This is a genomic window from Pseudomonas sp. ADPe (assembly GCF_014843515.1).
Taxonomy (GTDB): Bacteria; Pseudomonadota; Gammaproteobacteria; order Pseudomonadales; family Pseudomonadaceae; genus Pseudomonas; species Pseudomonas citronellolis.
The window spans coordinates 1-17128 of record NZ_CP062123.1; the positions used below are offsets into that span (position 1 = coordinate 1).

At 65.9% G+C, this 17128-nt stretch carries 21 protein-coding genes and 1 pseudogene; 17 read left to right on the top strand and 5 right to left on the bottom strand.

Annotated features, from left to right (window positions below; translation table 11 throughout):
• Positions 1-868 precede the first annotated feature (868 nt).
• Complete coding sequence (locus IG194_RS32305; protein WP_011117139.1) at positions 869-1183, bottom strand: type II toxin-antitoxin system RelE/ParE family toxin; 315 nt, start codon at positions 1181-1183, stop codon at positions 869-871.
• Positions 1180-1449 (bottom strand): type II toxin-antitoxin system ParD family antitoxin, encoded by a 270-nt coding sequence (locus IG194_RS32310; RefSeq protein ID WP_001260984.1) that lies wholly within the window; start codon positions 1447-1449, stop codon positions 1180-1182. Before IG194_RS32310 ends, IG194_RS32305 begins: the two co-directional genes overlap by 4 nt.
• A gap of 168 nt (positions 1450-1617) precedes the next feature.
• Here IG194_RS32310 and IG194_RS32315 point away from each other — a divergent pair, with 168 nt between their 5' ends.
• The 13 genes and pseudogenes from IG194_RS32315 to kfrC all read left to right on the top strand — a co-directional run bounded on the left by IG194_RS32315 (position 1618) and on the right by kfrC (position 9888).
• Positions 1618-2046 carry an antirestriction protein gene (locus IG194_RS32315; RefSeq protein ID WP_001095942.1) on the top strand — a complete coding sequence of 143 codons (429 nt, stop codon included), beginning with the start codon at positions 1618-1620 and terminating at the stop codon, positions 2044-2046.
• A 51-nt stretch (positions 2047-2097) separates the two neighbouring features.
• Positions 2098-3304 (top strand): annotated as a pseudogene (locus IG194_RS32320) (klcB).
• Positions 3305-3320: 16 nt separating this feature from the next.
• Positions 3321-3578 (top strand): transcriptional repressor KorC, encoded by a 258-nt coding sequence (gene korC, locus IG194_RS32325; RefSeq protein ID WP_011117141.1) that lies wholly within the window; start codon positions 3321-3323, stop codon positions 3576-3578.
• Between the two features lie 159 nt (positions 3579-3737).
• A complete protein-coding gene (gene kleA / locus IG194_RS32330) occupies positions 3738-3974 on the top strand; it encodes a stable inheritance protein KleA (protein WP_000041932.1) in 237 nt (78 codons plus the stop codon).
• 58 nt (positions 3975-4032) lie between these two features.
• A complete protein-coding gene (locus tag IG194_RS32335) occupies positions 4033-4248 on the top strand; it encodes a DUF2688 domain-containing protein (RefSeq protein WP_010890114.1) in 216 nt (71 codons plus the stop codon).
• 144 nt (positions 4249-4392) lie between these two features.
• Positions 4393-4722 carry a KleE stable inheritance protein gene (gene kleE / locus IG194_RS32340; RefSeq protein ID WP_010890113.1) on the top strand — a complete coding sequence of 110 codons (330 nt, stop codon included), beginning with the start codon at positions 4393-4395 and terminating at the stop codon, positions 4720-4722.
• Position 4723: 1 nt separating this feature from the next.
• Positions 4724-5254, top strand: coding sequence for a DUF2761 domain-containing protein (locus tag IG194_RS32345; RefSeq protein ID WP_011117143.1), 531 nt, complete (start codon positions 4724-4726; stop codon positions 5252-5254).
• A 113-nt stretch (positions 5255-5367) separates the two neighbouring features.
• On the top strand, positions 5368-5670 hold the full coding sequence (locus IG194_RS32350; RefSeq protein WP_010890110.1) for a transcriptional regulator KorA: 303 nt from the start codon (positions 5368-5370) through the stop codon (positions 5668-5670).
• Positions 5667-6431: a ParA family protein gene (locus IG194_RS32355; protein ID WP_000855329.1), complete on the top strand. Its 765-nt coding sequence runs from the start codon at positions 5667-5669 to the stop codon at positions 6429-6431. Before IG194_RS32350 ends, IG194_RS32355 begins: the two co-directional genes overlap by 4 nt.
• Positions 6428-7477, top strand: a complete 1050-nt coding sequence (locus IG194_RS32360) for a transcriptional repressor gene korB (protein WP_011117144.1) — start codon at positions 6428-6430, stop codon at positions 7475-7477. Before IG194_RS32355 ends, IG194_RS32360 begins: the two co-directional genes overlap by 4 nt.
• Before the next feature lie 179 nt (positions 7478-7656).
• The gene (locus IG194_RS32365; protein ID WP_011117145.1) at positions 7657-8688 is read left to right on the top strand and encodes a DNA-binding protein; all 1032 of its coding nucleotides are present in this window, start codon (positions 7657-7659) and stop codon (positions 8686-8688) included.
• A 170-nt stretch (positions 8689-8858) separates the two neighbouring features.
• A complete protein-coding gene (gene kfrB, locus IG194_RS32370) occupies positions 8859-9206 on the top strand; it encodes an IncP plasmid survival protein KfrB (RefSeq protein WP_000664557.1) in 348 nt (115 codons plus the stop codon).
• Between the two features lie 28 nt (positions 9207-9234).
• Positions 9235-9888, top strand: a complete 654-nt coding sequence (gene kfrC, locus IG194_RS32375; protein WP_000826922.1) for an IncP plasmid survival protein KfrC — start codon at positions 9235-9237, stop codon at positions 9886-9888.
• A 202-nt stretch (positions 9889-10090) separates the two neighbouring features.
• On the opposite strand, the gene IG194_RS32380 is transcribed toward kfrC, so the two are convergent.
• Genes IG194_RS32380 through IG194_RS32390 form a run of 3 tightly spaced genes read right to left on the bottom strand, consistent with a single transcriptional unit; the run spans position 10091 to position 11654 of the window.
• Positions 10091-10531, bottom strand: a complete 441-nt coding sequence (locus IG194_RS32380; RefSeq protein WP_000718516.1) for a conjugal transfer protein TraM — start codon at positions 10529-10531, stop codon at positions 10091-10093.
• A complete protein-coding gene (locus tag IG194_RS32385; RefSeq protein ID WP_001062597.1) occupies positions 10531-11256 on the bottom strand; it encodes an ArsA-related P-loop ATPase in 726 nt (241 codons plus the stop codon). Before IG194_RS32385 ends, IG194_RS32380 begins: the two co-directional genes overlap by 1 nt.
• Positions 11256-11654 carry a TraK family protein gene (locus IG194_RS32390; RefSeq protein WP_001127128.1) on the bottom strand — a complete coding sequence of 133 codons (399 nt, stop codon included), beginning with the start codon at positions 11652-11654 and terminating at the stop codon, positions 11256-11258. Before IG194_RS32390 ends, IG194_RS32385 begins: the two co-directional genes overlap by 1 nt.
• 373 nt (positions 11655-12027) lie before the next feature.
• On the opposite strand from IG194_RS32390, the gene traJ reads away from it, so the two are divergent.
• The 4 genes from traJ to traF are packed head-to-tail and all read left to right on the top strand — an operon-like array spanning position 12028 to position 17120.
• The gene (gene traJ / locus IG194_RS32395) at positions 12028-12402 is read left to right on the top strand and encodes a conjugal transfer transcriptional regulator TraJ (protein WP_000426567.1); all 375 of its coding nucleotides are present in this window, start codon (positions 12028-12030) and stop codon (positions 12400-12402) included.
• 34 nt (positions 12403-12436) lie between these two features.
• Positions 12437-14677 (top strand): TraI/MobA(P) family conjugative relaxase, encoded by a 2241-nt coding sequence (traI, locus tag IG194_RS32400; RefSeq protein ID WP_011117146.1) that lies wholly within the window; start codon positions 12437-12439, stop codon positions 14675-14677.
• Positions 14674-16587, top strand: a complete 1914-nt coding sequence (locus IG194_RS32405; protein ID WP_000694765.1) for a type IV secretory system conjugative DNA transfer family protein — start codon at positions 14674-14676, stop codon at positions 16585-16587. Before traI ends, IG194_RS32405 begins: the two co-directional genes overlap by 4 nt.
• Complete coding sequence (gene traF / locus IG194_RS32410) at positions 16584-17120, top strand: conjugative transfer signal peptidase TraF (protein ID WP_006122512.1); 537 nt, start codon at positions 16584-16586, stop codon at positions 17118-17120. Before IG194_RS32405 ends, traF begins: the two co-directional genes overlap by 4 nt.
• Positions 17121-17128 lie beyond the last annotated feature (8 nt).

A 17128-nucleotide genomic window follows, 5' to 3' on the forward strand; every position in this document is an offset into this window, starting at 1 on the left:
GGCGCTGCCTGGTCGGCCTTGTGGATCGTTTGGGGACAAAACGCCGGCTGGTGACAGTTGAGGGGCGTTTCTTGACACTTGGGGGGCAGCGCACCCCGGCGCGATGCTGACAGATGAGGGGCCGGCCTCGAAATCGGCCGGCTGGAGCCGCGCCGGAGGCCGTCGAGGCGGCCTATGTGCTTGATCGGGCTGGCTTTATCCACAGAAGTTGTGGATAAGCCTGTTGGCAAGGCCCTTGCCGTACTGACACTTGAGGGGCGGGGGTGCTGACAGATGAGGGGCGCGATCCTTGACACTTGACGGGCAGACTATTGACCCTTGAGGGGCTTATCCATTGACACTTGAGGGGCGGCCCTTCGAGCCTTTTCCTTGGCGTATCAACGGCTTGCGCGCGTTTTCCGGTCAAGCTAACCGGCTTTTAACCCTTCATAACCTTTATATTAAACCTAGTTGTTATAACCGGGTGTCGAAAAAAGCGGCAAACCGGCCCAAGGTGCCCCGCAGAATAATCGGCCGCCGAAGGGGGGTGCCCCCCCTTCTCGATCCCACCCGGCCGCTAAAGCGGCCTCCCATCCCCCCAGGGGCGTTGCCCCTCGGCCTACGGCCTTCACCCCAAGAATGGAGCGCCTACGGCGCTACGGCTGACCATAGCCAGGCGCAAGCGCCTGGCAGAAGTTCGTGCTCTTCCAAAGGGGGCCAAGGCCCCCTCTGGACTCCCCAACTGTCAAGGCCGCGGTGACTCCTGCGCCGTCGCCAAGTCGGAAGATGGCTCCAGCTCGAAGGCCGCAAGGTTGAACGCCAAGGGAGGGGTCGGCCTGCCAGGCCCAGGGCGTGATTGCGCCCCTCAAGTGTCAAGAAGCGGGGGAATTCAGTCGTCCGCGTCGTCGTGCAGGATCGACTCGTAGTCCTGCCCGCCGTAGAACACGCCGATGATGGAAACCAGATCGCCGGCCACATCGAAGGCGATCACGGCGCGCTTGCGGTAGTTCGTGATGCGCAGGCCGGGCCGCACATCGTCGCGCATGGTGCCGCGCAGTGGAAACGTGCGCAGGCTTTCGCAATAGGTGACGATTGCCTCGGTGTAGCGAGCGGCAACGTCAGGCGACGCCGCCGCCGCGATGTAGCGGTACAGCTCGGCAAGCTGCTCTTCGGCCTCGGGCGAGAAGACGACCGCGTAGCTCATTGCGCCTTCGCATGCTCGGCGGCCAGGCGGGCGCGCACCTGGTCGGCGGTGACGGCTCGGGAGGGATCGGCTTTCAGGGCGTCATACGCCGGGCCGACCTGGTTGTGAAGCCAGGACTCGACGGCGCGATCACGCGCGAGTAGCGCACGCAGGCCGTCGCGGATGACCTCGCTTTCGCTCGCGTACTCCCCGGTCTTGACCTTCGTTTTCACCACGTCGGCCATGTCGTTCGGCAGGGTGATGCTCAGTTGCTGGGTGGTTCGCATGGCGGCCTCCATTCGGTTCAATAGGATTCAATCCTATCACTCCAAGGGGACGAAGTCCAGTTTAGCGGCTAAAGTTTAGCTAAAGTGCTTGACAGGTTAGGACATTTTGTCCTAATATACGTCTTGAAGGCCGGGCATGTCGCCCAGGTCAACTACCGGAGAGTTCCGATGAACACCCAAGACCAACCCGTCACCGCTTCCCTGGTCGCCGAGGCCCAGCGCCTCGACTTCTTGCCTACCTACTTCGGCCCGCGCCTGATGATGCGCGGCGAGGCCCTTGTGTACGCCTGGCTGCGCCGGCTCTGCGAACGCTACAACGGCGCGTATTGGCACTACTACACCCTGTCGGACGGCGGTTTCTACCTGGCCCCCGACCTGGCCGAGCGCCTGGAGATCGAGGTAGACGGCAACGGCTTCCGGGGCGAACTGTCGGCCGACGCCGCCGGCATTGTCGCAACCCTGTTCGCGCTCGGCCAGCTCGCGGCCGAGATCGCCGGCACGGACGCGGCCGACGCCCTGATCGACCGCTATCACTTCCTGCGCGGCTTCGCGGCCGGCCACCCCGAGGCCGCTGCGATCTACCGGGCTATTGACTGATGAGGGGCGGCCCCGGCTCCGGCCGGGGCTGCACCAGGAGCACGTCAAGCGATGGCGAAGCAAACAAAGCAACCGGCCCAGGCGGGCCAGGACTGGAGCGCGCCGGCGGCCGAGCTGCTGGCCGAGCTGCCGGCAGACCGTGACGGCCTGCTGGCTGCGGCCGTTGCGGCCGTGGTGGAGATCGACGCGGCTGTCATGCGCGGCGACGGGGCGGCGGCCGAGCTGGCCGGCGACCGATACGAGGCGATCATCTGGAAGCTGAACGGCGGCACGAACTTCGGGTGCATGGCCGACGACGAGGCCGCCGGCCGCGTCATCGAGCGGCATTGCGCTGCGGTGCCGGGGGACGTGCCCTTGTGGGGCCAGCGCGGCCAGTTCCTGGCCGTGGCGGGCGACGTGCGCGCCCTGGTGGAGTACGAGGCCGGTTATGGCGGGCCGCTCAACGCGCATTTTCAGTTCCACGCGGTTGACCTGGACAGGCCGTTTATCTCGGCGACGGGCTATCGCTCGCACTTCGACACGGCGCGGGGCTGCATGACCGTGGACGAGGTTGCGCGCGGCATCCTGACGGCCATGCTGGCCGAGAAGAAGCGGCCGGTGTTGATCGAGGCCAACTACCGCGACCGCTTGGCCGACGCTCCCCTGCCCGATTGGCTGGCCGGCCTGGTGCCGCCGGCGCGGCGCGAGCCGGCGACCGTGACGATCCCGCCGGGCTTCGTCTTGGTCGATGTGGTGCTGCCGGCGCACAAGGCGTTCATCGCGCGGCGCTGGGCGGCCGAGGCGGCGGGCAAGGTCAAGGCGGCCAGGGCCGCCAGGTCGAACGCCAAGGGAAAGGCCGGGGGCCGCGAGCGAGATCCCGCATCGGCGGAAACGGCGATGCGCTGCAGCACCGCCAAAGCTGACGATTGCAAGGCCGAGGCTGGGCCTGTATCGCCAGAAGCGACGATGCCGGGCGCAGGCGAAGCATCCTGCAGCACCGCCAGGAATGGCGATGCAGGCCCGGCCGACCTGGTGGAGTTCACGCCCGCACCAGGCCAACGGTGCGAGATCGTGAGCGTCCACCATCCGGTGTTCGCCAAGGAGATCGGCAAGCGCGTCATCATCGTGAAGGTGCATCCAGACACCCGCCAGGTGTGGGCGCATGACGACCGGCCGGTGACATACAAGACCAACCGCGCGGGGCCGCCGTGTGGTGGATTCAGACCCGAGCTGCATTCAGTCGATCTACGGATTCGACCAACTGCGGCTTATCACGTGACCAGGAGAAGAAACGAATGACGAACGACGCCAATATCCGGCTGGAGTGCTTGAAGCCGGCCGAGCGGTGGGCGCAGCCGAGCGGCGAAGAGGTGCGCGAGGTGCTGCGCCTGGCGGGCCTCACCGGCGGCAAAGCCGCGAAGGTGCTGGGCCTCGGCCCGAAGGGCGACCGGACGATCCGGCGATGGGTGGGCGAGGACACGCCGATCCCTTATGCCGCGTGGGCGCTGCTGTGCGACTACGCCGGCCTCGGGCTGATCTGGAAAGAGGCTTGACGCCAGGGAAAGAGGCTTTAGCGGCTAAAGTGCTAGGCATCGGACTACGGTAAAGCGAAAATAGTTTAGCTAAAGTGCTTGACAGGCTAGGACATTTTGTCCTAATATAGCACTTGAAGGCCGGGCATTCCGCCCAGGTCGATTACCGGAGAGGTTCCGATGAGCAAGAACAAGATCATGCCTTGGGTTGACGCCCTGCCGAATGTGGAAGCCACCGACTTCCAAGCCCGCCGCGACCAGATCGAGGCCACGATGGCCGAGGCGGCCGAGCTGGTGAAGCAGGCGGAAGAGCTGCGCGGCAAAGCCTATTTCGCCGCCTTGAGCCTGGAGGCCAGTGCCAAGGGCGAATGGTCGAGCCAAGCGGTCGAGCAGGCCAAGCGCAGCGTCGGCTGGTAAGGGAAGGCGGCCCGGCTTCGGCCGGGTCATCAACGGAACGCCAAGAGGAAACAGTCCCATGAGCAAAGGCAAGATCGAGATCATCGAGACGTGCTGCCGGCGCTGCGGCAAGAGCATCCGAACCTTGAGCCACACCATCATCGGCGCCGATGATGCCCGCGAGAAGTTCGGCAGCATCTGCGGCGGCTGCATCACGCCGGAGGAAGATAACGAGCTGACGGAAATGCTGCTGGCGGCGGCCGTGCGACGCATGAGCGGAGCGACGCTGCAATGACGGCATTCCACACGTTCGACGGCCCCAGGTGGAGGAACGCCCCGGAGTGATCCGGGGCGCTTGGCCTGGTGCTGGCACACCGTAACCATGCTTCCGAGTGGGAGCATCCAGCATTCAACACGTAACCGCGTGGAGGGTCAAGCCATGTCCAACATCGTCAAGTTCCCCAGGGCGAGCAAGCCGCCGGCTCCCGAGCCGGTGCAGCCTGCCGCGCCCGCTGCTGCGCCTGCCGCACCCAAGGCCGAAGGCCGGGGCCTGGTGGCCGGCCTGGTCAAGTTCGTATGGGTGGCGACCGTGCTGGTCTGGCCGGTGCTCAAGTGGGTGCTGGCGATCATCACCTTCTTCCAGTTCGTGCGGATGCTCTACCACTGGAACACGCCTGGCGTGTATGCCGGCTGGTCGTTCCTGGCGTACTTCGCGGCACTGACCGCGATCACCTACTTCGTTTCGATCTACAAACCGAAAGGGCTTTGACATGGCAAAGCAGACCCTCCCCTACCCGCCTGGCTTCGTGGAGCCGACCACTGGCCGCGTGGCCGTCCTGGTGCGCGAGTACGCGGACAGCGACTTGAACGGCGACGCGCCGGCCTACTGGTACAGCGCGCAATCCGAAGAATGGGGCCTTGACCCCTGGCGTCTCGTGGAGGGCGTCGATCCGCACGTGGGCGGCGGTTCCTTCGACGTGTGCTTTGCCAGCGGCGGCACGCGCACCGTAGGCCCGCTGATGACGTTCTTCCTGAGTGCCGCCCATGCGGCACAGCTCATTGACGCCAAGGGGGAAGAGTTGGCCTTGCAGCGCGCCACCCTGGCCGTCATCGCGGACGGGCTGGGCCTGCCTGCCAAGGCGCTGCGCATCGAGGCGAAGGTGGAGGGCCGGCCGGCCGTGTTCTACGACCAGGACGGGGCCACGCTTTGCGCGTGCGCGGTGGATTCCGACCACTGGCGACAGGCGCGGGCGACGGCCGCAACGGCATCGGCCATCGACAAGGCGCGAACAAATTTTTAGCCGCTAAAACGCTTGACGGCTTCGCATGGTTTAGCTAAACTTCTGCACATGGTCGGCGGCTGGCACCGCCATTTGTTCAACAAACCGGGTGTGGAGTGTTATGGGTGCAATCCATGAAGAAACGGCTAACCGAAGCCCAATTCCAGACGGCCATCAAGGGGCTGGAGATCGGGCAGCAGACCATCGACATAGCGCGCGGCGTGCTGGTCGATGGCCGGCCCCAGGCGGAGTTTGTCACTTCGCTGGGGCTGACCAAGGGGGCGGTGTCGCAGGCGGTCAGTCGCGTATGGGCAGCAGCAGGGGAACAGCTCCCCGAGGGCTTCGAGCGAGTGACGGCGGTACTGCCGGAGCATCAAGCGTTCATCGTCAAGAAGTGGGAAGCAGACGCCAAGAGGAAACAGGAACCCAAGTCATGAAAACACTGGTCACGGCAATTCAGAAGGGCGGTCAAGGCAAGACGTTCGCCACCTGCCACCTGGCATTCGACTTCCTGGAGCGCGGCCTTCGCGTGGCCGTGATCGACCTGGACACCCAGGGCAACGCATCGTTCACGCTGTCGGCGTACCAATCGGGCTACCTCGCCAGCCAGTTGTTCACCGGCGACACCGATGACCTGCGGTATTGGTTCGGCAAGCGCGAGGGCGAGAGCCTGGCGCTGATCGCGGCAGACGCCAACCTGGCGAACCTGGACAAGATGGAGCTTTCCCAGGCGGCCGCCGCGCTGCGGGCCAGTGTGGCCGCGCTGGGCGAGTTCTTCGACGTGTGCCTGATCGACACGGCCCCCTCCCTTGGCGTCGCCATGACGGCGGCCGTGCTGACGGCCGACTACATGCTGTCGCCCATCGAAATGGAGGCGTACAGCTTGCAGGGCATGAAGAAGATGGTCGCGGTCATCAGCAACCTGCGCAAGCAGAACCCCAAGCTGCGCTTCCTCGGCATGGTGCCGAACAAGGTGGACGCGCGGAAGCCGCGCCACGTCAACAACCTGGCGACGTTGCAGCAGGCATACCCGCAGCTCATCTTGCCGTTCAGCATCGGCGCGCGTGACAGCATCGCCGAGGCGCTGGGCGAGCAGATGCCGGTGTGGAAGATCAAGAAGACCGCCGCGCGGAAGGCCACCCAGGAGGTGCGTGCGCTGGCGGATTACGTGTTCACGAAGATGGAGATCGCGCAATGAGCGCCAAGACCAACGCCAAGAAGAAGGAGCAGGACAAGCCGCAATCGTCCGGGCTGGGCCTGGACGGGCTGGGCGACCTGGCCGGCCTGCTGAACGAGCAGCCGGCGGCCAACGCCGGCGGCGCAGGCCCGCAGGAGCTGCCGCTTGACCTGATCGACGAAGACCCGCACCAGCCGCGCACGGCCGACAACCCCGGCTTCTCGCCGGAGAGCATCGCGGAGATCGGCGAGACGATCAAAGCGCGCGGCGTGAAGTCGCCCATCAGCGTGCGCGAGAACCCGGACGCACCGGGGCGCTACCTCATCAACCACGGCGCGCGGCGCTATCGCGGCTCGAAGTGGGCGCACAAGACCACGATCCCGGCCTTCATCGACAACGACTACAACGAGGCCGACCAGGTTATCGAGAACCTGCAACGCAATGAGCTGACGGCGCGTGAGATCGTCGACTTCATCGGCCGCGAGCTGGCGAAGGGCAAGAAGAAGGGCGAGATCGCCAAGGAGATCGGCAAGTCGCCGGCCTTCGTCACGCAGCACGTCACGCTGCTGGACTTGCCCGAACCCATTGCCGAGGCGTTCAATAGCGGCCGGGGCAAGGACGTGACTGTCATCAACGAGCTGGTGACGGCCTACAAGAAGAACCCCGACGAGGTGGCCGCCTGGCTGGCCGACGACAGCCAGGAGCTGACGCGCGGCTCGGTGAAGCTGCTGCGCGAGTTCCTGGAGGACAAGCGCAGTCACGAGGACGGCGACCGTGATCCCAACACCGTCGATGCGCTGACCGGCAAGACCGACGCCGAGGCCGGCGACGGCGAGCAGGGGCCGCAGGATGATGACGCCAAGGGGAAGAAGGAGCCGAAGGAGGCCGACCCCGACAAGCTCAAGAAGGCCATCATCCAGGTCAAGCACGACGACCGGCCGGCACGGCTGATCCTCAACCGCCGGCCCCCGGCCGAGGGCTGGGCCTGGCTCAAATACGAGGATGACGGCCAGGAGTTCGAGGCCGACCTTGGCACCGTGCAGCTTGTCGCGCTGCTGGAGGGCTGACACGCCCAGCGCCGGGCATCGCCGACCACCGACCCCCACCCATCGCCCCGCCATCGAGCGGGGCTTTTTTTTGCCCGCGTTTTAGCCGCTAAAAAAAGTTCAGCTAAACCGCTTGCGTAGTGTTGTATGTTGTAGTATGCTACACGCTACAACATACAACCGGCCAAAGGAGGCCCGACATGGCGATCTCGAAGGAGCAGATATTTGCGGTGGCCGACGAACTGGACGCGGCCGGCCAGAACCCCACGCTGGCGAACGTGCGCAAGCAGCTCGGCAGCGGCAGCTTCACCACCATCAGCGAGGCGATGAACGAGTGGCGCGCACGCAAGGCCAGCCAGGCCGCCCCGATCCGCGAGCCGGCACCGCAGGCGATCACCGACAAGCTGGCCGAGCTGGGCGGCGACTTGTGGGCCGTGGCGCTGGAAATGGCGAACAACCGCCTGGCCGCCGAGCGCGAGGCGCTGGAGGCCGTGCGCCAGGAGACGGAAGCAGCGCGCCAGGAAGCCGCAGAGCTGGCCGACCAGCTCACCGGCGAGCTGGACGAGGCCAAGGCCCGCGTCGCGGCCCTGGAGGCCGTCGAGGCGGCCGCCAAGGGCGAGGCCGACGAGCTGCGCGGCAAGCTCGCGGCGACCAGCGAGCGCGCGGCCACGGCCGAGGCCAGGGCCGGCGAGCTGCGCACGGAGCTGGATCACGCCCATCAGGAAGCCCGCCAGGCGCGCGCAGAGCGCGACAAGGCCCAGGAGAGGGCCACGGCCAGCGCCGACCAGGTGGAGGCCCTGCGGGCCGACCTCGCGGCCGCGAACAGCCGTACCGCCGAGATCGAGCGCCGCGCCGGCGAGCTGCGTGCCGACCTGGAGCGGGCGAACCAGGCGACCGACCAGGCGCGCGCCGCTCAGGCCGAGCAGCGGAAGGCCACCGAGGCGGCCGCCGCCGAGCGCGACCAGGTGCGCGCGGAGCTGGTGAAGGTGCAGGCCAAGGCCGAGGCGGCCGAGCAGGCCCACCAGGAGCAGCGCAAGGCGATGGCGGCCGAGGCACACCGCCAGGCCGAGCGGCTGACCGCCGCCCAGGGCGAGCGCGACCAGGCGAAGCGCGACGCTGCCCAGGCCCGCGAGGAAGCGGCCGGGCTTCGCGGCCGGCTGGAGGCCCTGGAAACCGTCATGGCGCAAGGCCGGGCGGCCGATCCGACCAGCGGCGGACGCAAAAAGACCTGATAAATCGGTTGGTTTTCCTTAAAATTACCCTGGAACCCTGACAAAACGCACAACCCGGCCGCTGGGAAGAGCCGGCCTCGCTTTGCCGAGGTCGGCTTTTTTGTTGGAGCGCGGCTTGCATGGGGCCACCATCACCCTTTTGAGAACCACGGCAACCATAGGAGTGCCCGATGAAAGAACGCCTCTTGGTCATGAACGGTCAACGCATCGTTCAGGCCGAAAAGGACGGCGCTTGGACGAATCAGAAAGTAGACAAGGCGGGCGCGTTGAAGCCCGGCATCTACAACCTGTACACGGCCCAAGCGGCCGACAAGAAGCAGACCCACGCCGGCGTGATCGTTCATGCCGACGCCACCAACGTGTACCAGCAGATCGGCAAGAACTTTGTCATGCACGCTCGGTCAGATTTCGATAAAGTACCTGAAATTGGGAGCGCAAAGAGCATCAGCTACAACGCCCAGGGCAAGGCGGCAGTCGCCGCAGAGGCCCCGAAACTGACGCGGGGGCGCTCCATGTAGCTTTAGCGGCTAAAAAGGAGGCACGCCCTTGAAACGACTCACCATCCCCGGCAGCGGCACCGAGAGCCGCGCCACCAAGCCGGCCCGCGTCAGCGCGCCGGCCACCCTCGGCGGTGCCGCCTTCGGCGCTTCGCGCGAGGACACCGGAGCCGACTTGCTGGAGGCCGCCCAGGCGGCCGAGATCGAGCAGCAGGCCACCCTAGAGGCGGCCCCGGTCGAGCAGTCCTACCCCGAAACCCTGGCGCTCTACGTGCAGGCCAAGCACGACCAGGTGGAGCACATCGAGGACAGGCTAGAAAACCTGATCGACCGGCAGCAGGCCCGCTTGCAGCAGACCCAGGCGTCCGCGCCTGGCCGGCTTTCCTTGCCCGGCTCTAAGCGAGCCTGGCAGAACCAGCAGGCGCAGCAGCAGGCCCGCTTGCAGACGCTTCACGCGCGCCTGGAGGCCGTCCGCGAGATCAAGGAAGGCATGGGCCTGCACTCGCCGAAGATCGAAGAGCTGGCGACGCGCAAGATGCGCGCCGAGAACCCCGAGCTGGCTTCCGATTGGGATGCCATGCGCGAGGCCGCCCGCCGGCATGAGCTGCTGATGCGCAAGCAGGAGCAGGAGCGCAAGCAATCCCAGGCCCAGGAGCGGCCAGGGAGATCGCAGTCCTTGGGCCTGTCAGCCAGGCCCGCATAAAAACGAAGCCCGGCGGTCGCCGGGCTTTTTTCTCGAGCATCGCCATTTCTGGCGAGGGAGGCCCGCCGAGGGCCTGGCGGAATCATCCTGCAGCATCGTCACAAGCGACGATGCCGGGAGCTGGCCAGCATCGCCGAACCTGGCGATGCCGCCGGCGCGGTCGACCATCGCCAGTTCTGACGATGAGATCCCGCATCGCCATCTACAGCGAGGCCCACAGGGCCAGGCCGGCGGCCACGACCGCCATGCCGGCCGCGACCATGTTCATCATGGCGACGCGCCGCGCCTCGCGGATCGGCGCGACGAGCTGCGCCGTCACCGCCTCAACCTCACGCCGCACGGCCTCGGCGGCCGCCTTCGCGCCCTCCTGCATTCCCCGCGTCATGGCGTCCTTGCTGGCCGCCAACGCCGCGTTGAGCGTCCTTTCCGCCTTTCCCTTGGCGTCATCACCCCATCGGTGGGCGATGGACTCCAGTTCCGACTTGAAGGCGTCCAAGATTTCCTGCTGGGCCGATGCGCTGTCCTGCATCAGCTTCATGTTGATGGTCTGGAGGATCAAGATCGGATCGTCGCGGCCCACGGCGATGCCGTGCTTGGCCGCGATCTCCCGTATCAGCTCCTCGATCTTGTCGTCGGCCGCCATCAGAGCACCGCCGCGTTTTCGAGCTGGGCGAAGAGCTGGGTTTTCACGATCTTGAGCCGCTGCCGCGTCATGATCGTGAGCGCCGAATCGGCCAGGGCCTCATCGAAGGTGCGCCGATCCTGGAGCATTTCGGCGAAGTCGCGGCCGTAGGTTTCCTCTTTCAGCGCCGGAATCTGGATGATGGCGGACACACGGCCCTTGTTGGCCGTGTACGCCTTCAACTGCTCGAACCCCTTGCCCTCGTGCTCGATTGGCCCCCAATACGGGTTCAGCCAGACCACGAACAGGCATTCGGCCGGGAACTGGCTGGCGAGCTGGGCGAAGCCGCTCACCGTGTCCACCAGGGCCTGGCCGCCGGTGACGACCGTATGCACCACGAGTTCGTGGCCCATGTCCTGGAGCAGCGCCGGCACCTGGTTGCTGATGAGGTAGTGCGACAGCGGCACGAACGAGCTGGCCCCGTTGTCGATGATGACGTCGCCCTCGGCCGACGCGATCATCTCGACCAGGGCGTCGAAATTCCGGGTGTTGATCTCGTCGCCGTCCATGATGTTGAGCCGGCGCACGTTGAGGGCTTTGTAGCCCTCGAACGTCGCGTTCACCGGATCGGTGTCGATGCAAAGCGGCTTCTGTCCCTTGCCGGCTTTGTACTGCGCGATGGTGGCCGCGATCATCGACTTGCCGACGCCGCCCTTGCCTTGCAGAACCATGTGAATTTTCGCCATTACAGTAAATCCTCTTTCTTTGGAGTCGCATCAAACGTGAAGCCGCCGATCTTGGGCGGCTCACTCTTGGATTCCGAGGCCGGCGGGGCGGCCTTCGGCTCGGGCTTCGCGCCCTTGGGCTGGCTGTCCGGGGGAGTGGCGGGAGGCGGCGGGGAAGCTACCGGCGCGGCCTTGATGTACCGCTTCACGTGCTGGGTGAAGGTTTCGTACCGACAGCGCAGCCGGCCGGTTTCCTTCATGTGCTCCCAGATCGTTTTCATCGCATAGCCCGCATCGAGCGCCGCTTGAACGTCGCTCTTGACGGCCAGGAACGCGACCACGTGCTTGTCCTGGCGCGGCTTCTTGGCTTCCCGTCCCTTCACCCATTCAGCCAGCTCTTCGGGGTAGGTCTTTGGCATCGTGTTCGTCCATCTAATCCTCTCATCGCAAATGTAACGCTACTAAGCGGCGCTACGGAAACGCAAAAAGTCCGCTATCGGCGTGCATTGGCACGCTTCGATAGCGGCATTATGGGCCATTGTGGCGGGTTTCGCTATATCCGTTGCTGCTTTTGCGGCCTGATAGCGCGATAGTTGCGGATAAATCGTAATGGCTGGTGTAGACTTTCCTTGGTGTTATTAACGCCGTAAGGCGGGCAGGATGTGTGAAGTTAGCTAACCGGCGAGCCGGTTATCTATCTTCACTGTCCCTTATTCGCGCCGGGGGCGCTCAACGGGTCATCCTGCTCTGCGAGGCAGCCGGCTACCGCCGGCATGAGAGACGAGGCGAGGCATGGAGAACGACGAAAAGGAACACGGCCGCCGGCGGCGGCAGCACCTGCGGGTGCCGGTGTTCCCCGAAGAGAAAGACGAGATCGAGGCGAACGCCAAGAGGGCGGGCGTCAGCGTGGCGCGCTATCTGCGCGACGTGGGCCAGGGCTACCAGATCAAGGGCGTCATGGACTACCAGCACGTGCGCGAGCTGGTGCGCGTCAACGGCGACCTTGGCCGCCTTGGCGGCCTGCTCAAGCTCTGGCTGACCGATGACGTGCGAACGCTCCAGTTCGGCGAGGCGACCATCCTGGCCCTGCTGGGCCGGATCGAGGCCACCCAGGACGAAATGAGCCGGATCATGAAGGCCGTGGTTCAGCCGAGGGCCGAGCCTTGACTTCTTTAGCGGCTAAAAAGCCGGAGGGGCGGCCATGATCGCCAAGCACGTGCCGATGCGCTCGCTTGGCAAGAGCGACTTCGCGGGCCTGGCGAACTACATCACCGACGCCCAAAGCAAAGACCACCGGCTGGGCCACGTGCAGGCGACGAACTGCGAAGCCGGTTCCATCCAGGACGCCATCACGGAGGTGCTGGCGACCCAGCACACGAACACCCGCGCGAAGGGCGACAAGACCTACCACCTGATCGTCAGCTTCCGGGCCGGCGAGCAGCCCAGCGCCGACACCTTGCGCGCGATTGAGGAACGCATCTGCGTCGGGCTGGGTTATGGCGAGCATCAGCGAATCAGTGCCGTCCACAACGACACCGACAACCTGCACATCCACATCGCCATCAACAAGATTCACCCGACGCGGCACACGATGCACGAGCCGTACTACCCGCACCGGGCGCTGGCGGAACTCTGCACGGCCCTGGAGCGCGACTACGGCCTGGAGCGCGACAACCACGAGCCGCGCAAGCGCGGCGCGGAGGGCCGGGCCGCCGACATGGAGCGGCATGCCGGCGTTGAAAGCCTGGTCGGCTGGGTCAAGCGCGAGTGCCTGGACGAGATCAAGGGCGCGCAGTCCTGGCAGGAACTGCACCAGGTCATGCGCGACAACGGAATGGAGCTGCGCGTCCGCGCCAATGGCCTCGTGTTCGAGGCCGGCGACGGAACGATGGTGAAGGCGAGCACAGTAGCCCGCGACCTTTCCAAGCCGAGCCTGGAGGCGCGGCTTGGCCCGTTCGAGGCTTCGCCCGAACGGCAGGCGCAAACCACCGCGAAGCGGCAGTACCGCAAAGACCCCATCCGCCTTCGCGTCAACACCGTGGAGCTGTACGCGAAGTACAAGGCCGAGCAGCAGAACTTGACCACGGCGCGCGCCCAGGCCCTGGAGCGCGCCCGGCATCGCAAGGATCGGCTGATCGAGGCGGCCAAGAGGTCGAACCGCCTGCGCCGCGCCACGATTAAGGTGGTCGGCGAGGGCCGCGCGAACAAGAAGCTGCTGTACGCCCAGGCGAGCAAGGCCCTGCGCAGCGAAATCCAGGCGATCAACAAGCAGTTCCAGCAGGAGCGCACGGCCCTCTACGCCGAGCACCGCCGGCGCACGTGGGCCGACTGGCTCAAGAAGGAGGCGCAGCACGGCGGCGCCGACGCCCTGGCCGCCCTGCGCGCCCGCGAGGCGGCCCAGGGCCTCAAGGGCAACACCATCCGGGGCGAGGGCCAGGCGAAGCCCGGCCACGCGCCGGCGGTGGACAACATCACGAAGAAGGGGACGATCATCTTCCGCGCCGGCATGAGCGCCGTGCGCGATGACGGTGACCGCCTGCAAGTCTCCCGCGAGGCCACGCGCGAAGGGCTGCAAGAAGCCCTGCGCCTGGCGATGCAACGCTACGGCAACCGCATCACCGTCAACGGCACGGTGGAGTTCAAGGCGCAGATGATCCGCGCCGCCGTCGATTCCCAGCTACCCATCACCTTCACCGATCCGGCTCTTGAGAGCCGGCGGCAGGCGCTTTTGAACAAGGAGAACACCCATGAGCGAACCGAAAGACCAGAGCATCGAGGACGAACTGGACGCGGCGCTGGCGGCCCTGGACAGCGGCCCGCTGCCGACCAGCACGCTACCGGAGCCGCAGCCGTCGCCCGAGCAGGCGACGGCCGGCCAGCCGCCGGCCGAGGCGACCGCGCCGACGCCGGCCTTCACGCCGCCACCGTCCACCGGAAGCCCGACGTTGGACGCCTTGGAAGAAAACCGCCGCCCCAAAGCCAGCACCGTTTGCGAGCACTGTCCGAACTCGGTGTGGTTCGCATCGCCGGCGGAAGTGAAGTGCTATTGCCGCGTGATGTTCCTCGTCACGTGGAGCAGCAAGGAACCCAACCAGATCACGCACTGCGACGGGGAATTTCTCGGCCAGGAACAGGAGTAGGCCAGACGCCGCCGGGCGTCGCCGCCGCCGACAAGTACATCGCCGAACGCGAGGCAAAGCGCCTAAAAGGTTTCGATATACCGAAGCATTCCCGATATACTGCCGGTGATGGTGCGCTCACGTTCCAGGGCACCAGGACTATCGAGGGCCAGGCGCTGGCCCTCTTGAAACGAGGTGATGAGGTCATGGTTATGCCCATCGACCAGGCCACGGCCCGGCGCTTGACGCGCATCGCGGTCGGCGATGCCGTCTCGATCACCGCGAAAGGCTCCATCAAAACGTCGAAAGGAAGGAGTAGATGAAGATCAAGATGAACAACGCGGTAGGGCCGCAAGTCCGAACCGCCAAACCGAAGCCGAGCAAGCTGCTGCCGGTGCTGGGCGCGGCCTCGATGGTCGGCGGCCTCCAGGCCGCGACGCAGTTCTTCGCCCACACGTTCGCCTATCACGCGACCCTCGGCCCCAACGTGGGCCACGTGTACGCGCCCTGGTCGATCCTGCACTGGACGTACAAGTGGTACAGCCAGTACCCGGACGAGATCATGAAGGCCGGCAGCATGGGGATGCTGGTTTCGACCGTGGGCCTGCTGGGCGTGGCCGTGGCGAAGGTCGTCACGTCCAACAGCTCGAAGGCGAACGAGTACCTGCACGGCTCGGCCCGCTGGGCCGAGAAGAAGGACATTCAGGCGGCCGGCCTGCTGCCACGCGAGCGCAACGTCCTGGAGATCGTCACCGGCAAGGCCGCACCCACGGCTACCGGCGTGTACGTGGGCGGCTGGCAGGACAAGGACGGCAATTTCTTCTACCTGCGGCACAGCGGCCCCGAGCACGTGCTGACCTACGCGCCCACGCGCTCGGGCAAGGGCGTCGGCCTGGTGGTGCCCACGCTGCTGTCGTGGGGCGCGAGCAGCGTCATCACCGACTTGAAGGGCGAGTTGTGGGCCTTGACCGCCGGCTGGCGGCAGAAGCACGCCAAGAACAAGGTGCTGCGCTTCGAGCCGGCCAGCACCTCGGGCGGCGTCTGCTGGAATCCGCTGGACGAAATCCGCCTCGGCACCGAATACGAGGTGGGTGACGTGCAGAACCTTGCCACGCTGATCGTTGACCCGGACGGCAAGGGCCTGGACTCGCACTGGCAGAAGACCGCCTTCGCGCTCCTGGTCGGCGTGATCCTGCACGCGCTGTACAAGGCCAAGGACGATGGCGGCACCGCCACGCTGCCGTCCGTCGATGCGATGCTGGCCGACCCGAACCGGGACATTGGCGAGCTTTGGATGGAAATGGCGACCTACGGGCACGTAGACGGCCAGAACCATCACGCCATCGGCTCGGCGGCCCGCGACATGATGGATCGGCCCGAGGAAGAAGCCGGATCGGTGCTGTCCACGGCCAAGTCGTACCTGGCCCTGTACCGCGACCCCGTGGTGGCCCGCAACGTCAGCCGGTCGGACTTCCGCATCAAGCAGTTGATGCACGAGGACGACCCGGTAAGCCTCTACATCGTCACCCAGCCCAACGATAAGGCCCGCCTGCGGCCGCTGGTGCGCGTCATGGTGAACATGATCGTGCGCCTGCTGGCCGACAAGATGGACTTCGAGGGCGGCCGGCCGGTGGCGCACTACAAGCACCGGCTCTTGATGATGCTGGACGAGTTCCCGAGCCTCGGGAAGCTGGAGATCATGCAAGAGTCGCTGGCCTTCGTGGCCGGCTACGGCATCAAGTGCTACCTCATCTGCCAGGACATTAACCAGCTCAAGAGCCGCGAGACGGGCTACGGCCACGACGAAAGCATCACGTCGAACTGCCACGTGCAGAACGCCTACCCGCCCAACCGCGTCGAGACGGCCGAACACCTGTCCCGCCTCACCGGGCAGACCACCGTGGTGAAGGAGCAGATCACGACCAGCGGCCGCCGCACGGCGGCGATGCTGGGCCAGGTGTCGCGCACTTACCAGGAAGTGCAGCGGCCCTTGCTGACGCCCGACGAATGCCTGCGCATGCCGGGGCCAAAGAAGAACGCCCAGGGCGAGATCGAAGAAGCCGGCGACATGGTGATCTACGTCGCGGGCTACCCGGCGATCTACGGCAAGCAACCCCTGTACTTCAAAGACCCAGTGTTCTCGGCACGCGCCGCGATCCCTGCGCCCAAGGTCAGCGACCGCCTGCGCGCCGTCGCACAGGCCGAGACGGAAGGGGAGGGCATCACGATATGAGCCGCATCCTGAAACGCATCGCGGCAGGCGTCGTCATCGCGGGCGTGGCCGCCCTGCTGCTGGCCGCCGGCGGCTATGCCGCCGGTGCCCGCGTGAACACCACCAAGAGCATTCCGGTCGGCCTGTACTGGACGAGCAGCGCGCCGGTGGAGAAGGGGGCCTACGTCCTCTTCTGCCCGCCGCAGCTCGGCGTGTTCGATGACGCCAAGGAGAGGGGCTACATCGGGGCCGGCTTCTGCCAGGGCGGCTACGGCTACATGATGAAGCGCGTTTTAGCCGCTAAAGACGATGCCGTCGCCGTCGCCGATGACGGCGTGCGCGTCAACGGCGAGCTGCTGCCCCTCAGCGCGCCGATCAAGGCCGACAAGGCCGGTCGGCCGCTGCCGCGCTATCAGTCCAACAGCTACACGCTCGGCAATTCCGAGGTGCTGCTTATGTCGGACGTGAGCGCCACATCCTTCGACGGCCGCTACTTCGGCCCGATCAATCGTTCGCAAATCAAGACCGTGATCCGTCCGGTCATCACCTGGTAGGGAGACAC

Bases quoted from the DNA above. Each gene is read 5' to 3' on its own strand.
- IG194_RS32305 (WP_011117139.1), bottom strand. From the start codon at position 1,183: ATGAGCTACGCGGTCGTCTTCTCGCCCGAGGCCGAAGAGCAGCTTGCC.
- IG194_RS32310 (WP_001260984.1), bottom strand. From the start codon at position 1,449: ATGCGAACCACCCAGCAACTGAGCATCACCCTGCCGAACGACATGGCC.
- IG194_RS32315 (WP_001095942.1), top strand. From the start codon at position 1,618: ATGAACACCCAAGACCAACCCGTCACCGCTTCCCTGGTCGCCGAGGCC.
- korC (WP_011117141.1), top strand. From the start codon at position 3,321: ATGACGAACGACGCCAATATCCGGCTGGAGTGCTTGAAGCCGGCCGAG.
- kleA (WP_000041932.1), top strand. From the start codon at position 3,738: ATGAGCAAGAACAAGATCATGCCTTGGGTTGACGCCCTGCCGAATGTG.
- IG194_RS32335 (WP_010890114.1), top strand. From the start codon at position 4,033: ATGAGCAAAGGCAAGATCGAGATCATCGAGACGTGCTGCCGGCGCTGC.
- kleE (WP_010890113.1), top strand. From the start codon at position 4,393: ATGTCCAACATCGTCAAGTTCCCCAGGGCGAGCAAGCCGCCGGCTCCC.
- IG194_RS32345 (WP_011117143.1), top strand. From the start codon at position 4,724: ATGGCAAAGCAGACCCTCCCCTACCCGCCTGGCTTCGTGGAGCCGACC.
- IG194_RS32350 (WP_010890110.1), top strand. From the start codon at position 5,368: ATGAAGAAACGGCTAACCGAAGCCCAATTCCAGACGGCCATCAAGGGG.
- IG194_RS32355 (WP_000855329.1), top strand. From the start codon at position 5,667: ATGAAAACACTGGTCACGGCAATTCAGAAGGGCGGTCAAGGCAAGACG.
- IG194_RS32360 (WP_011117144.1), top strand. From the start codon at position 6,428: ATGAGCGCCAAGACCAACGCCAAGAAGAAGGAGCAGGACAAGCCGCAA.
- IG194_RS32365 (WP_011117145.1), top strand. From the start codon at position 7,657: ATGGCGATCTCGAAGGAGCAGATATTTGCGGTGGCCGACGAACTGGAC.
- kfrB (WP_000664557.1), top strand. From the start codon at position 8,859: ATGAAAGAACGCCTCTTGGTCATGAACGGTCAACGCATCGTTCAGGCC.
- IG194_RS32380 (WP_000718516.1), bottom strand. From the start codon at position 10,531: ATGGCGGCCGACGACAAGATCGAGGAGCTGATACGGGAGATCGCGGCC.
- IG194_RS32385 (WP_001062597.1), bottom strand. From the start codon at position 11,256: ATGGCGAAAATTCACATGGTTCTGCAAGGCAAGGGCGGCGTCGGCAAG.
- IG194_RS32390 (WP_001127128.1), bottom strand. From the start codon at position 11,654: ATGCCAAAGACCTACCCCGAAGAGCTGGCTGAATGGGTGAAGGGACGG.
- traJ (WP_000426567.1), top strand. From the start codon at position 12,028: ATGGAGAACGACGAAAAGGAACACGGCCGCCGGCGGCGGCAGCACCTG.
- traI (WP_011117146.1), top strand. From the start codon at position 12,437: ATGATCGCCAAGCACGTGCCGATGCGCTCGCTTGGCAAGAGCGACTTC.
- IG194_RS32405 (WP_000694765.1), top strand. From the start codon at position 14,674: ATGAAGATCAAGATGAACAACGCGGTAGGGCCGCAAGTCCGAACCGCC.
- traF (WP_006122512.1), top strand. From the start codon at position 16,584: ATGAGCCGCATCCTGAAACGCATCGCGGCAGGCGTCGTCATCGCGGGC.